General features: G+C 38.1%; 13 protein-coding genes. 8 read left to right on the forward strand and 5 right to left on the reverse strand.

The features are described 5' to 3' along the window. The first annotated feature begins 19 nt into the window (after positions 1-19). Positions 20-829, forward strand: coding sequence for a YihY/virulence factor BrkB family protein (locus R4Z10_RS03135; protein WP_338471781.1), 810 nt, complete (start codon positions 20-22; stop codon positions 827-829). Between the two features lie 268 nt (positions 830-1,097). Here R4Z10_RS03135 and R4Z10_RS03140 read toward each other — a convergent pair whose 3' ends face one another. Next, the gene (locus R4Z10_RS03140) at positions 1,098-3,026 is read right to left on the reverse strand and encodes a heavy metal translocating P-type ATPase (RefSeq protein WP_338471782.1); all 1,929 of its coding nucleotides are present in this window, start codon (positions 3,024-3,026) and stop codon (positions 1,098-1,100) included. Positions 3,027-3,324: 298 nt separating this feature from the next. Between R4Z10_RS03140 and R4Z10_RS03145 the strand changes: the two genes are divergently transcribed. Continuing rightward, positions 3,325-4,149 carry a YfkD family protein gene (locus R4Z10_RS03145; RefSeq protein ID WP_338471783.1) on the forward strand — a complete coding sequence of 275 codons (825 nt, stop codon included), beginning with the start codon at positions 3,325-3,327 and terminating at the stop codon, positions 4,147-4,149. 833 nt (positions 4,150-4,982) lie between these two features. On the opposite strand, the gene yfkAB is transcribed toward R4Z10_RS03145, so the two are convergent. Continuing rightward, positions 4,983-6,098: a radical SAM/CxCxxxxC motif protein YfkAB gene (yfkAB, locus tag R4Z10_RS03150; protein ID WP_338471784.1), complete on the reverse strand. Its 1,116-nt coding sequence runs from the start codon at positions 6,096-6,098 to the stop codon at positions 4,983-4,985. A gap of 207 nt (positions 6,099-6,305) precedes the next feature. On the opposite strand from yfkAB, the gene R4Z10_RS03155 reads away from it, so the two are divergent. The 3 genes from R4Z10_RS03155 to pdaA all read left to right on the forward strand — a co-directional run bounded on the left by R4Z10_RS03155 (position 6,306) and on the right by pdaA (position 9,241). Beyond that, positions 6,306-6,488: an SE1561 family protein gene (locus tag R4Z10_RS03155; RefSeq protein ID WP_338471785.1), complete on the forward strand. Its 183-nt coding sequence runs from the start codon at positions 6,306-6,308 to the stop codon at positions 6,486-6,488. 297 nt (positions 6,489-6,785) lie between these two features. Beyond that, a complete protein-coding gene (locus R4Z10_RS03160; RefSeq protein WP_338471786.1) occupies positions 6,786-8,336 on the forward strand; it encodes a fumarate hydratase in 1,551 nt (516 codons plus the stop codon). A gap of 149 nt (positions 8,337-8,485) precedes the next feature. Further along, positions 8,486-9,241 carry a delta-lactam-biosynthetic de-N-acetylase gene (gene pdaA / locus R4Z10_RS03165; RefSeq protein ID WP_338473150.1) on the forward strand — a complete coding sequence of 252 codons (756 nt, stop codon included), beginning with the start codon at positions 8,486-8,488 and terminating at the stop codon, positions 9,239-9,241. A gap of 129 nt (positions 9,242-9,370) precedes the next feature. On the opposite strand, the gene R4Z10_RS03170 is transcribed toward pdaA, so the two are convergent. Further along, on the reverse strand, positions 9,371-9,562 hold the full coding sequence (locus tag R4Z10_RS03170) for a DUF2187 family protein (RefSeq protein ID WP_338471787.1): 192 nt from the start codon (positions 9,560-9,562) through the stop codon (positions 9,371-9,373). Between the two features lie 188 nt (positions 9,563-9,750). On the opposite strand from R4Z10_RS03170, the gene R4Z10_RS03175 reads away from it, so the two are divergent. The 3 genes from R4Z10_RS03175 (at position 9,751) to rlmD (ending at position 12,710) form a co-directional block, all read left to right on the forward strand. Then, positions 9,751-10,371: a TetR/AcrR family transcriptional regulator gene (locus tag R4Z10_RS03175; RefSeq protein ID WP_338471788.1), complete on the forward strand. Its 621-nt coding sequence runs from the start codon at positions 9,751-9,753 to the stop codon at positions 10,369-10,371. Between the two features lie 92 nt (positions 10,372-10,463). After that, the gene (locus tag R4Z10_RS03180; RefSeq protein WP_338471789.1) at positions 10,464-11,318 is read left to right on the forward strand and encodes a DNA-3-methyladenine glycosylase; all 855 of its coding nucleotides are present in this window, start codon (positions 10,464-10,466) and stop codon (positions 11,316-11,318) included. A 9-nt stretch (positions 11,319-11,327) separates the two neighbouring features. Beyond that, the gene (gene rlmD / locus R4Z10_RS03185) at positions 11,328-12,710 is read left to right on the forward strand and encodes a 23S rRNA (uracil(1939)-C(5))-methyltransferase RlmD (protein ID WP_338471790.1); all 1,383 of its coding nucleotides are present in this window, start codon (positions 11,328-11,330) and stop codon (positions 12,708-12,710) included. A gap of 72 nt (positions 12,711-12,782) precedes the next feature. On the opposite strand, the gene R4Z10_RS03190 is transcribed toward rlmD, so the two are convergent. After that, the gene (locus R4Z10_RS03190; protein WP_338471791.1) at positions 12,783-13,646 is read right to left on the reverse strand and encodes a DUF421 domain-containing protein; all 864 of its coding nucleotides are present in this window, start codon (positions 13,644-13,646) and stop codon (positions 12,783-12,785) included. A 23-nt stretch (positions 13,647-13,669) separates the two neighbouring features. Then, positions 13,670-13,861 carry a DUF1657 domain-containing protein gene (locus tag R4Z10_RS03195; protein ID WP_338471792.1) on the reverse strand — a complete coding sequence of 64 codons (192 nt, stop codon included), beginning with the start codon at positions 13,859-13,861 and terminating at the stop codon, positions 13,670-13,672. Between the last annotated feature and the right edge of the window lie 112 nt (positions 13,862-13,973).

Consider the following 13,973-nt stretch of genomic DNA (forward strand, 5'->3'; position numbering starts at 1 on the left):
TTTGACTAGGGGGGAAGCTGTGACATTTTTCAAGCATCTTTGGAAAAGGTTTAATGAAGATGATTATTCGGGAATTCCAGCTCAGTTAGCCTATTTTTTCCTATTATCACTGTTTCCGCTTCTAATCGTTATTGTCTCACTATTCCCATACTTGCCCATTACCTCAGAAGATTTATTAGTTACCGTTCGTGATTTTGCCCCAGCAGGTGCAATTGACCTTATTGAAAAAGGACTGGCAGAAATTTCGCAAAAGAATGGTACGTTGTTATCTTTAGGGATTATTGGTACCCTTTGGTCTGCGTCCAATGGAATTAATGCTATCGTAAAAGTGATTAACCGTTCATACAATATTGATGAAGACCGAACCTTTATTAGAAAACGGATCATGGCCATTTTATTAACGGTTGCAATGATTGTTGTAATCATTGTGGCATTAATTTTACCTGTTTTTGGAAAGCACATTGGCATTTTTTTGTTTTCACAGTTCGAATTGTCTTCTCAATTTCTTACGATTTGGAATGCGTTACGTTTTATCGTCAGTGCTGTAATTATTTTTCTAATTTTTATCGCCCTGTATTGGATGGCACCTAGTAAACGGTTTGCCTGTAGAACAGCCATTCCAGGAGCAGTGTTCGCTACTATTGGCTGGATAATCACTTCTTTTGCCTTTTCTTATTACGTAAGCAACTTTAGTAATTATTCTACAACTTATGGGAGTATTGGGGCAGTTATCGTTTTAATGATTTGGTTTTATATTTCCGGTGTAATTATGATTATTGGTGGAGATATAAATGCTTATTTTACCATTTATCGAAAAAAAGACTGTTGATTAGCCTAATATTTCCTCTATTATTTCCTCGGGTTTTGTGAAAAATAGGACTAGGGCGACAAAGCCCATAACATTACGGGGAGGATTCATCATGGCGAAACATACGAAAAAAGATGGCGGTACAAAACAGCAAAAAAATAAAAACCAGTCTAGTAAAAAAACGTCTAGTTCTGCTAACGGTTCAAACGGCTATCATTAAAAAAGGCTGTCTCCAAAGGTGTCAGGCATTAAGTCTGGCACCTTTTAATTGGAACAGCCCATAATCATGTTAAGACCGTAATAACCTCAGTCCGTTCAGGATCACTAAGATCGTACTTCCTTCATGTCCAATAACACCAAGCGGCAGGTCTACTATTTGTAGAAAGTTAGAGCAGATCAGAATGGTAATAACAGTAATGGAAAAAATAATATTTTGTTTAATAATTTTATTCATCCGTTGAGAAAGCTGAATCGCCTCAGATATTTTAGGTAAGTCATTTTTCATTAAAACCACATCTGCTGTCTCTAAGGCGACATCTGTTCCACCGCCCATTGCAATTCCAACATTGGCTGTAGCAAGTGCAGGTGCATCATTAATTCCGTCACCAACCATAGCAACCGTACCGTATTTTTGATTTAACGCTTTAAGGTGATCTACTTTATTTTCTGGCAAGCATTCAGCGATAAACTCATCTACATGACATTCAGCAGAGATGGCTTGAGCGGTTGTCGACGCGTCTCCTGTTAACATAATTGTGTAAATCCCTTGTGACTTTAATTGGTCAATTGCCAATTTCGTTTCTTCTCTTACTTGATCTTTAAGAGCAATAATCGCAACGACTTCTCCATTTTTTTGAACAAAAACAGTTGTTTTGCCTTCGTTTGCAAGCTTATGAACAGCTCCTTGTGCAAACTCCTTGGCTCCTTCTATTCCAACAAAGCTAGCTTTTCCAACCTTCCATTCATCAATGCCAATCATGGCTTTTACTCCCCAGCCAGCAACGTCTTTTATTCCTTCCGGGGCTAGGAGTTCGACCTCAAGTTTACCCTTCGCATATTGAACAATAGCATTTGCCAGTGGATGATTGGATTGATTTTCAATCGATGCAACATAAAGTAAAATTTCATTTTCATCTAAATGGTCTTCAACAACAACATCAGTTACTTCAGGCTTCCCTTTTGTTAATGTACCTGTTTTATCAAAGGCAATTGCTTTAATATGGTTCAAGTTTTCTAAGTGAATGCCACCTTTGAATAAGATCCCATGTTTCGCTCCATTTGAGATCGCTGATAATGTAGCAGGCATAATCGATGCAACAAGTGCGCAAGGTGAGGCTACAACGAGTAATACCATGGCCCGATAAAAGGTTTCTGTCCAGCTCCAACCTAGTAAATAATGAGGTAAGAACATCATAAGGACAACCGCTGCCAATACAAATTTGACATAATTGCCTTCGAAGCGCTCAATAAATAACTGGGAAGGAGATTTTTCACTTTGGGCAGACTGGACTAAATCAATAATTTTTTGAAACAGTGTATCATTAGACAGCTTTGTAATTTCAACCGTAATCGATCCGTTTAGATTGACGGTTCCCGCAAATACATCTTCTTCTAATCCTTTTGTTACAGGAATTGACTCTCCTGTAATGGCAGCTTCATCAATGGTAGTCATGCCTTTTACAATTTTTCCGTCTGAAGGGATTCTTTCACCTGGTTTAATAAGAATGAAATCTCCCTTATTAAGTTGGGAAACATGAACCAGTTTTTCTTTCCCATTGGTTAATAATAATGCTTCATGTGGTTGCATTTCCATTAGGGAAGAAATGGCCTTTGTACTTTTATTCATCGCATAAGTTTCCAAAGCACCACTTAATGAAAAGATAAAAATTAAAATCGCACCTTCTGTCCAATACCCAATAATTGCGGAGCCAATGGCTGCAAGAATCATGAGCATTTCAACATTTAATTGTTTGTTTTCAATCGTATCAATGATTCCTTCTTTTGCTTTTGCATAGCCTCCGATGATAAAAGCAAGAATATAAATCATAGTGGAAAGGGTCGTTTCCTCGTAATGGGCAAATAACCAACCTGATAAAATTAAAATTCCACAAATAATCGCAGCAACTAATTCCCCATTTGCCTTCAATTGTCCCAACAGAGTTTCTTTTTCTTGTGAAATTTCTTGAATTCTTTCTAATGCTTGGATTTCTGTATTCAATGTAACTCCCCCTTTTCTAACAATTCCGTAGTGGAATGTTCCTTAATTGAGAAATAGAATCATAATCATTACCCCTAAAAAACACGAAAGCTGCCACCAATACGGCGACAGCAAAAAATACATTTATTTATTTGCTTTAAAAGTACCATAAAAACATTAATTAGAAAAGATAATTGCTCTAATTATATGTTCTTTTTAAATGGTAGTAATCAATTTAATGGATAATCTTTACTAACTACGAAAACAATATATGTTGATGTTGAATTAAATCATGCATGTCATTTGAAAGGAGTTCAATATGAAGATTAAGGTCGTGTATTTACTCATTGGGCTTATGTTTATGGTAAGCTTTCTACCTTTAGCCCAAGCTGAAAAGAAACCAGAACATGAGGAGACGGTCCCTAAACAAACGACGATTACGGTTCCGGATTCAGTAATGAATATCGCTAAGGAAAATACATTTCCTAATACAACTAATGATATGCCAAGATTGGAACCGAGTGAACTAACAAAAGAATTAATTGATACGTCTAAAACGAAAATTGAAAATCCCGAACTTATCCGTATGCTCAACGAAACAACTGTGAATAGTACTCCTTTTGCGCTTGGTTATAAAGCCATTGTATACCTTGGACAATGGCCACTTAATTATGAATCAGTCGAAACAGCTCCAAACTGGGAATATCAAAAAGTTAATACGAATTATTATGATAACCGCAGTGGCACTGGGGCATATAAAATCCATTATGTACAAGAAGCTCAAAAAATAGTTCGCGGCGGTTTAACAGCAAAAGTTGCAAATGCTGACCAAGTAAAGGATATGATGCTAATGAAAGCGATGCAAAAATCAAATTTACCTTTAGCATTTGAAACGATTATTGGAGCGGGTACAAAGAAAGATCAGGTGTATAATGTCAATCCAAAAATGCTTGGCTATTTGCACGGCTATGCACCTGCAATTAATGAAAAAGGGAAAGTTACATATGGTGAAGTGTATCTCATGCTTAAAGGACGCAAGCGGTCAATTCTAGTCAAAAATGTAACCACCCAAGGAATCAGTGCTTGGATTCCGATCCAAGACCACGTGACTTTTAAGTTTAGTGCAAGTGAACAGCCACAATAAAATGTTTACTAAGTAGATGGTCATGAAATGACGTATTCGGAATTGGCATGAGAGAAGGTTAATATAAAGTCCGAATGAGGCTGTCATTCGGACAGGCCGGCGGGAAAAAGTTAAGGTAGAGTCCGAAACAGCCTGTCATTCGGACAATTCAGTGAGAAAAAGCCTAGGAAGAGTCCGAATGAGCCCGTTATTCGGCCAAGCCACTGAGAAAAAGCTAAGGTAGAGTCCGAATGAGCCTGCTATTCGGCCAAGCCAGTGAGAAAAATCCTAGGAAGAGTCCGAATGAGCCCGTTATTCGGACAAACCACTGAGAAAAGGCTAAGGTGGAGTCCGAATGAGGCTGTCATTCGGCCAGGACGGCGGGAAAAAGTTAAGATAGAGTCCGAAACAGCCTGTCATTCGGACAATTCAATGAGAAAAAGCCTAGGTAGAGTCCGAATGAGCCCGTTATTCGGCCAAGCCACTGAGAAAACTCCAAGGAAGAGTCCGAATGAGCCTGTTATTCGGCTAAGCCAGCGGGAAAACTCCAAGGAAGAGTCCGAATGAGCCTGTTATTCGGCCAAACTTCTGAGAAAAAGCAAAGGTGTGGTCCGAATGTGCCCGTCATTCGGCCAAGCCACTGAGAAAAATCTTAGGTAGAGTCCGAATGAGCCTGTTATTCGGCCAAGCTTCTGAGAAAAAGCTAGGGTGGGGTCCGAATGAGCCTGTTATTCGGCCAAGCCTTTGAGAAAAATCCAGGGTAGAGTCCGAATGGACCCGTTATTCGGACAGGCCAGAGGGAAAAATCCAAAATAGAGTCCGAATAGTCCCGTCATTCGGCCAACCATGGGTTCTTATAAAATGGATTGTTTTCCCTGAAAATCAATATCATCATAGTATCGATTTTTCACCAAAACATTCGGCCCTAGGCATTGGACGCTTGGGCAATGGCAATTTAAGGACCTCGCAAGCTTTGAACTCATCCATTTCTCATATACATCAACTAGACGATCGCTGACAATATTCCCAAGTGCCGGTGTATCACTGAAATCAGTCACAATGACCTCCCCTGAGAAAATATTTACATTTAAACGAGAGCGGCCATCAGGGTCATTACGAACAGTAACGTTTTTTGCATCCCTCAATTTTTTTATAAGTTCTAAATCCTCATCGTTTCCAATACAAGAATAGAAGGGAAGGGTCCCAAATAACATCCAAGTCTCCTCATCACGAATATCAAGCAGGTGATGAATACAAGCCCTTATTTCCTCCAAACTTAACGTTTCCAGTGATGAAGCAAAGTCTGAAGGGTACATTGGGTGAATCTCATGTCTCGTGCATTTCATTTCTTTAACAATTTGATTATGAATATGTTTAAGATGTGGTGCTGTTCGTTTGTTTAACATCGTTTCTGCAGACACCATCACCCCTCTATCCGCTATGGACCGACTATTTTCAATCATTTTATTAAATAGTTTTCTCCGTTGTTCCTGAGAAGGCTTTTTTGCCATTCTTGCAAAACCACCCTCAATAAAATCCTCCTCAGTTCCCCAATTATGTGAAATATGAAGTACATCTAAATAAGGAAGGATTGGTTCATACCGTTCTAAATCTAATGTTAAATTAGAATTTAGTTGTGTCCGAACACCTCGCTCATGAGCATACCTAAATAATGGCACAACATAATTTTCAACCGATTTTCTAGATAAGACCGGTTCTCCACCTGTAATACTTAATGTTCGTAAATGTGGAATCTCATCTAAGCGTGTAATTAGTGTATTTAATGGTAGAGCATCCGGATCTTTTGGTTGCAGTGTATAGCCAACCGCACAATGCTCACATCTCATATTACATAAATAAGTTGTTGTAAATTCAATATTAGATAACGTTAATTTTCCATGCTCCTGTACGTCCATATACGCTTCCCATGGGTCGTAACTCGGTGACAGTTTCGCTTTATCAGAAATCATGCTAATCTCCCTTCAAAAAAACGTACTTAATGATACTTATGTATGATTATCCCTTGTCATTATTCATTTAATAATTTGGCCTGTCAATGATAAAACTTTAACCAATGTGGTAAAGATAATAATGAGGAATGTGAACTGCTAAATGGTATTGCCTTCTTCTAAAATTTCCGATAGGATGGAATACGTATTGAAAGGAGAGAATGTTTTTTGGGAAGTCCGATTCTTGATAAACAGATGCAAGTGAGCTTTTTAAAACAACGATTAAATATGTTTCTTGAAACACTAGATTCAATTAATCCTGAAGACACTGATTTAGATGATATCGATCGATTAATTGCAATGGTTGATGACCTGGAAGCAAAAGTCCAAGAATTTAAATATCGTGAGTAGCAAAAGAGTCAATTTCGATTGACTCTTTTTTTATTGGGACCAAATTCTTTTAAAATAAAGATTTTCCAAGTATAATTAAACTGTCTAAATTATCGAAAAACTAACTTCATTCTGTCAATAGCCTTTCATTAGGTTTATGACAGTATACAAGTCCACTTCATTTAAAAGTGGTAGCTGAATGAAGTTAAGTCTCCAGCGGCTGCCTCGGATTTATATAGATAATTATATCGATATGGCCCGATAAAATCCGGGCACAATTTACCGGAGCGAATTTGATTAAGGGGAGGAGAAACACGGATGAACATTGAAAAATTTCAAGAAAGTATGTACAAGTTGATAGTAGAAACGTCCACACAACTGCCAAAAGATGTACGGAGAGCGATTAAAGCAGCAAAGGAAAACGAGAGCTTTGGCACAAGATCTGCGATGGCACTTGGAACAATAACGAATAATATTAAAATGGCAGATGACAATGTATCTCCCATTTGCCAAGATACGGGTCTTCCAACGTTTAAAATTAAAACACCAGTTGGGGTGAACCAAATCCAATTAAAAGAAGCGATCTATCAAGCAATCGCTGAAGCAACGAAAAATGGGAAGTTGCGACCGAATTCTGTAGATTCGTTAACAGGGGAAAATAGCGGAGATAACCTTGGTGGGGGTACACCGGTTATTAAATTTGAACAATGGGAAAAAGACAATATTGACGTTCGATTAATACTAAAAGGTGGCGGTTGTGAGAATAAAAATATTCAATATAGTCTTCCTTGTGAACTAGAAGGACTAGGTCGTGCAGGTCGTGATCTTGATGGAATACGTAAATGTATTATGCACTCGGTATACCAAGCCCAGGGACAAGGGTGTTCAGCTGGCTTTATTGGGGTGGGGATCGGCGGGGATCGTTCCTCTGGTTATGATTTAGCAAAAGAACAGCTTTTCCGTTCCGTCGAAGATGTGAATCCGAACGAAGACTTGCGTAATTTAGAAGAATATGTCATGGAAAATGCCAATAAATTAGGAATTGGGACAATGGGTTTTGGTGGGGAAACGACTCTACTCGGCTGTAAAGTTGGAGTAATGAATCGAATTCCAGCGAGCTTCTTTGTTTCTGTCGCCTATAATTGCTGGGCATTCCGTCGTCTAGGTGTTTCTGTCGATGCGAATACAGGTACGATTAAAGAATGGATGTACCAAGAAGGCGAAAAGATTGAATTTACCGAAGAACAAGCGCAAAAGGAAACAGCTGCAACCTCTGAAACGTCTGTGAATGTGGTTGAATTGCAAGCTCCAATTACAGAAGAACAAATCCGGCAATTAAAAGTAGGAGACGTTGTGAAGATCACTGGAAGAATGTATACAGGCCGTGATGCGATCCATAAATATTTATCTGAAAATGACTCCCCAGTAGACTTAAATGGACAAATTATTTATCACTGTGGCCCTGTTATGTTAAAGGATGATGACGACAAATGGCATGTTAAAGCTGCCGGCCCAACGACAAGTATACGTGAAGAGCCTTATCAAGGGGATATTATGAAGCGATTTGGCATTCGTGCTGTGATTGGAAAAGGCGGGATGGGCCCGAAAACTTTAGCAGCTCTCGAAGAACATGGCGGAGTTTACTTGAATGCGATTGGCGGAGCAGCCCAATATTATGCGGATTGCATCAAATCAGTCGATGGTGTTGATTTAATGCAGTTTGGTATTCCAGAAGCAATGTGGCATTTAACAGTAGAGGGATTTACAGCAGTTGTGACTATGGATTCTCATGGCAATAGTCTTCACAAAGATGTTGATAAATCTTCTCTGGAAAAATTAGCTCAATTTAAAGATCCTGTTTTTAAATAAATTCCCAAAAAATGTCCTTCATTTTTCGCTCATGAAGGACATTTTCATCCTATAATTGCCAATTGAAATCGCGCATTGAATTGTCTTCCGAAGTCACAATAAATATGAATAGAACGGAAGGAGACAAATCAATGAAGCTGCTTAAACAGATGGTGATTATAGGGTTGTTATTTTTATTAACAAGTTCTTTTGCTTTAGCAGAAACCTTCTCCAATCAACCGATTCATTGGGGAATCAAGCGAGCAACAGATGAAATTCCTCCCGATGCTGGACAAGCTTGGAATGGGATACTGAAGAAACATGGGGCCTTCTACAAAGGAGATCCTAATAAGAAAGACATTTATTTAACTTTTGACAATGGGTATGAGAATGGATATACCGCACAAATTTTAGAGGTATTAAAAAAAGAAAAGGTACCTGCAACCTTCTTTATCACGGGCCATTACTTAGAAACCGCACCTGAATTAGTGAAACGGATGGCTAAAGAGGGACACATTGTGGGGAATCATTCGTGGAGTCACCCTGATTTAACGCAAGTAAATGATGAAAAAGTAGTTGAAGAACTTGAAAAGGTCCGTAAAAGTACAGAAGAGCTCACAGGAATCAAAAAAATGAAGTATTTGCGACCACCGCGAGGGATTTTTAGTGAACGAACAATGGCGATTGCCAAACAACAGGGGTATACACATGCTTTTTGGTCCTTAGCGTATGTTGATTGGAATACAGATCAACAAAAAGGTGCTCAATATGCATATGATAATATTATGTCGCGTATTCATCCTGGGGCAATCCTTCTGTTACATACAGTTTCTAAAGACAATGCTGACGCTCTAGAAAGTGTAATCAAAGATTTGAAAAAGGAAGGTTATACATTTAAAAGTCTAGATGATCTAGAAATGAAATAGGACTGGAAAGGCTGACTCTATGGAGATAATTTCTGGATAAGAGTCAGCCATTTTTAAAACAGGGAACGTTAATTGATACGTATTATTACCTAATTGATTCTAGAGTATCATCCATTATTATTTGAGGGTTTAAACAAGTTGATATTTTTTATGAGATACGACGGTAATTGGGGTTTCAATATTCATAACTTTAGCGTCATTTTGGTTAACTGATACTAAGACACTTTCTTCTTTTACTTTCACCACTTCCCCTACAAACTCTCTTCCTTTCCGGTGAAAAATTACTTTATCCCCCGTATTAGCTAGTTTTTTTTCTTCCATACATTTCTCTCCTTATATGAAAAGATTAAATGGTACATGTTGAACCAATTATCACGATTAACCGACGTGAAATGGACTGAAACATGAAACTAGGGTCAAGTATGGCATTTATGTATATTAAGTGTCAAAGAATATGCTGACTTTTGGTTCATTATTCCAATATGTTATGATAATAATGAGGTGATCGTATGTCTGATCATGAAAATAAGCACTTGGTTGGAACATATCCATATATCCCAAAACAGGAAAGAGCGCAGCAAAAACGGAAATCCTTGCTTGAAAGTGGATTGCAATTATTTATTCATCATGGATACGAACATACAACAGCGAAGGAAATTGCCTTACATGCAGGTGTGGCAACGGGAACCTTTTATCGGTACTTTTCAGATAAACGTCAACTGCTCCTTTCTCTATTGGAAGATAAATTAGAGCACTTATTGCCGCCTGAACCAAATTGGATTCATTCAAACCCAGAAGTACTAGCAAAGCTTCTAGCACAACACTATGAACAAATTGAGGGATTCCAATTGTTTCGCGTATTACCTGAGTTAGTCATTAGAGATCTAGAATTAGCGCATGTATTAGATGAATTAAGGCTAAACTGGCATAACCGAATTTTTATTGGCCTGCAAAACGCGAAGCAACAAGGTTTAACATGGGATGATCTTGATCTTAATTTGGTGGCTTGGTCGATATTGGTTTTATTAGAAAATATCCCTAAATACCAGCATGGAAAGGATCAAGTAGATTACTATGAATTAGCAAAGGTAATTTGCCGTTTAGTCTTTCCGCCAGAGGACCATGAATGAAAGAGAAGGATGACCGCTTTGCGCATATAACAAGGGAATGAAGCTAGCAAAGCGGTAAATGTCTATAAATTTAAGATGAGCGGGTGAATGACTTGAAAACGATACAAATTAATGGACCCTACAATTTTGACTTTGTCTTAGATCGACTTACCCGTGATCCACTTCATATTGTAAATCTTCAAGAGAGGATGGTAAAAGTTCCTCTTAACTTCAATGAAACTCCACATGTAGCCGTTGTTCGGGCCATCGAAACAACGGAAAACCCAACTTTTGAAATAACAGGCACAAATGATCACGGAATCGCTAAATTAAACAAGATTTTTCAATGGGAAACAGACTTAAACGAAATTTATTGTCATTTTCAACATACAACGTTAAAATCAATATTCCAAGCACACTATGGTACGGCACTTGTCTTAGAATTTAGTCCCTATCGATGCTTACTAAAGTGCATTATTCATCAACAATTGAATACTTCTTTTGCCCACACATTGACAGAGCGCTTTGTAAAAAAATATGGCTATGAGATTGATAATGTATGGTTTTACCCATCACCCGATCAAGTAGCAAATCTAACAGTAGACGAGCTTCGAGAGTTGCAATTTAGTGGACGAAAGGCAGAATATGTCATTGGAATTGGTGAAAAAGTATCAGAAGGGGAACTTGATTTTGATACAATGGAAAATCAATCAGAACAAGATATATATAATGAATTAATCAAAATCCGAGGTGTGGGTCCATGGACTGTTCAAAACTTCCTGATGTTTGGTTTAGGACGTCCAAATTTATTCCCAATGGCTGATATTGGGATTCAAAACGCATTGAAGAGACATTTTGAACTAGACGAAAAACCGAGTAAAGCAGACATGGAAGAATACAAAAAGGATTGGGAACCTTATTTAAGTTATGCTTCCCTTTATTTATGGAGAAGTATTGAAAAGGAGTAATAGAGAATAATGCAAAAAGAACAAATAACGAAAGTGCAGCAGGGACAAACCTTTCCATTAACAATAAAAAGATTGGGGATTAATGGAGAAGGGGTCGGTTATTTTAAAAAACAAGTCGTTTTTGTCCCAGGAGCATTACCAGGTGAAGAAGTGGTTGTGGAGGCAACAAAGGTTCAGCCTAAATATGCGGAGGCACGGATCAAAAAAATACGTAAGAAATCAGAATATCGTATTGAGCCACAGTGTCCGGTATATCAGGAGTGTGGGGGCTGCCAGCTTCAGCACCTTAGCTATGATGGACAGCTAAAAGAAAAACGTGATATTGTCATTCAATCATTTGAACGTCATACGAAACTGCCAACCGAACAGTTAGACATTCGGGAAACAATTGGAATGGAAGACCCATGGAATTATCGTAATAAAAGCCAGTTTCAAGTCGGACAGAAGGACGGAAAAATATTAGCTGGCCTTTACGGCATGAACTCGCATCATTTAATTAACATTGACCAATGTATGGTTCAACATCCGAAAACAAATAAAGCAGTGGGAACGGTCAAGAAAATACTACAAAAGCTTCAAATCCCAATTTATAATGAAAAAACAAGAAAAGGGATTGTTCGCACGATTGTTGCAAGGGTTGGAGTTGGAACAGGTGAGCTGCAAATTGTCTTAATTACAGCAAAAAGGGAATTGCCGAAAAAAGAGCAGCTAGTGGAAGAAGTCAGGAAAAGATTGCCTGAAGTAAAGTCCATTATGCAGAATATAAACGGTCAAAAAACTTCACTTATTTTTGGTGAAGAAACGGTTCATTTAGCTGGGAAAGACTTTATCCAGGAAACATTGGGAGACTTAAGTTTTGAGCTTTCGGCAAGAACCTTTTTTCAACTAAATCCGGAGCAAACCGTCAAGCTATATAATGAGGTAAAAAAGGCAGCAAACCTTACAGGGAAGGAAAAAGTCGTTGATGCATACTGTGGTGTCGGAACGATTGGGCTCTGGGTTGCAGACCAGGCAGTTGAAGTGCGCGGCATGGATGTGATTAAGGAATCGATCCAAGATGCGAAGAAAAATGCCAATCGCCATGGAATTAAACATGCCAAATATGTTATCGGCAAAGCGGAGGTGGTTTTACCAAAATGGGCAAAGGAAGGCTGGGTGCCTGATGTTGTCATTGTAGATCCACCAAGAACCGGAATGGACGAGCAGCTTTTGAATACACTTTTAAAAGTAAAACCGAAAAAAATCGTTTATGTATCATGTAATCCGTCCACATTGGCAAAGGATATTAGCGTGTTGTCGAAAAAGTATAAAGTGGAGTATATTCAACCTCTTGATATGTTTCCGCAAACCTCCAATGTAGAAGTAGTTACGAAGTTGGAGCTTAAAGTGTAAACACAATCTGACCCTGATTTTCACCAAGTTTTTCTGTGAAGTCAGGGTCTTAAATTTGGCTAACTTCTATTATTACGATCCATTCAAAAATGGAGAAAGTTGTTTCTCGAGTTCAGCCAATTTTTTTGCATGGTGATCACACATATTTTTAGCTTCATTCGATTGGGCCTTTAGAGCGAACAGCTCTAAATCAGCTTGGCATTTTTTAATCATAGCCATTAATAATGGTCGACTTTGAACGGATGGGACTTTTATTTGATCATCATACAAGTCAACCGTTAATTCCCCGTATGAATCTACTTGTCCTATGAAAACATTATCTAATGATACCTCAAGTTTATCTAATTCGGTATTAAGCCAATTTCGGTCCTTCCCAGCTGCTGCCATGGCATCATTAATGATCACCCCGTCCATGATAACTGTTTGCGGTACTTTTTCACTCGCTGTCTTTAAATGGATATCTTTCGGGGTCAGTGGTCTATTTTCTTTTTTTAATAGAACACTTATATCTCCCTTTGGTTCAAGAAAGGCAAACTCTACGTCCGCTAGATTAAAAACATTTTTCTGCCGGAGAAGGGATTCCACCTCTGGTATGGAGTATTTTTCTTTTTTTAAATTCTCCTCCATGACCTTTCCATCTTTAATGATAACAGTTGCCTTTCCTTCAATTAAATTTCTAAACTGTGGGCTTTTTAATGCAAAATAGTCAACAAATAGAGTAATAAGCGCAAAAATAACAATGGCAAGGATTCCGTGACCAATATTCCTTTCTAAACCCATGATGACCTCACCAGCAATACTACCAATAGTAATACCAGACACATATTCAAAAAAGCTAATTTCTGATATTTGTTTTTTGCCGAGTAATCTGGTCATTACCATTAACACAACAATAAAAATAATTGACCGTATAAAAATATCGAACCACTCAGACATTAATTCACCCCTAGGTTGTTATATTATGGTTTTTCCTTTTGGATCTCAACTAGCCACTTGTAAAGATCTTTCTGGATTTCTTCTACTGTTAACATTGATTCATGAAAGGCTTTTTGCGCCACCTCGTCTTGGAATTGTATAGCTAGTGTAGATAATTGGGCTTGAATCCCATTGAGTGTAGCAATACATTGTTTTACATTTAAAGGATTAGTCATTTTTATCAACATCCTTTTATCCCTTTTTAGATGTAAAATAAACCGGTTCACATAGTGTAACCGGTTTTGGAGGCGTTAATGTTTATTTCTTGTAAAGGGATCATCATGTAAG

The organism is Niallia sp. XMNu-256 (assembly GCF_036670015.1).
Classification (GTDB): Bacteria; Bacillota; Bacilli; order Bacillales; family Cytobacillaceae; genus Bacillus_BD.

Coding starts and splice junctions, on each gene's coding strand:
- R4Z10_RS03145 (WP_338471783.1), top strand. CDS start 3,325: ATGAAGATTAAGGTCGTGTATTTACTCATTGGGCTTATGTTTATGGTA.
- yfkAB (WP_338471784.1), bottom strand. CDS start 6,098: ATGATTTCTGATAAAGCGAAACTGTCACCGAGTTACGACCCATGGGAA.
- R4Z10_RS03160 (WP_338471786.1), top strand. CDS start 6,786: ATGAACATTGAAAAATTTCAAGAAAGTATGTACAAGTTGATAGTAGAA.
- pdaA (WP_338473150.1), top strand. CDS start 8,486: ATGGTGATTATAGGGTTGTTATTTTTATTAACAAGTTCTTTTGCTTTA.
- R4Z10_RS03170 (WP_338471787.1), bottom strand. CDS start 9,562: ATGGAAGAAAAAAAACTAGCTAATACGGGGGATAAAGTAATTTTTCAC.
- R4Z10_RS03175 (WP_338471788.1), top strand. CDS start 9,751: ATGTCTGATCATGAAAATAAGCACTTGGTTGGAACATATCCATATATC.
- rlmD (WP_338471790.1), top strand. CDS start 11,328: ATGCAAAAAGAACAAATAACGAAAGTGCAGCAGGGACAAACCTTTCCA.
- R4Z10_RS03190 (WP_338471791.1), bottom strand. CDS start 13,646: ATGTCTGAGTGGTTCGATATTTTTATACGGTCAATTATTTTTATTGTT.
- R4Z10_RS03195 (WP_338471792.1), bottom strand. CDS start 13,861: ATGACTAATCCTTTAAATGTAAAACAATGTATTGCTACACTCAATGGG.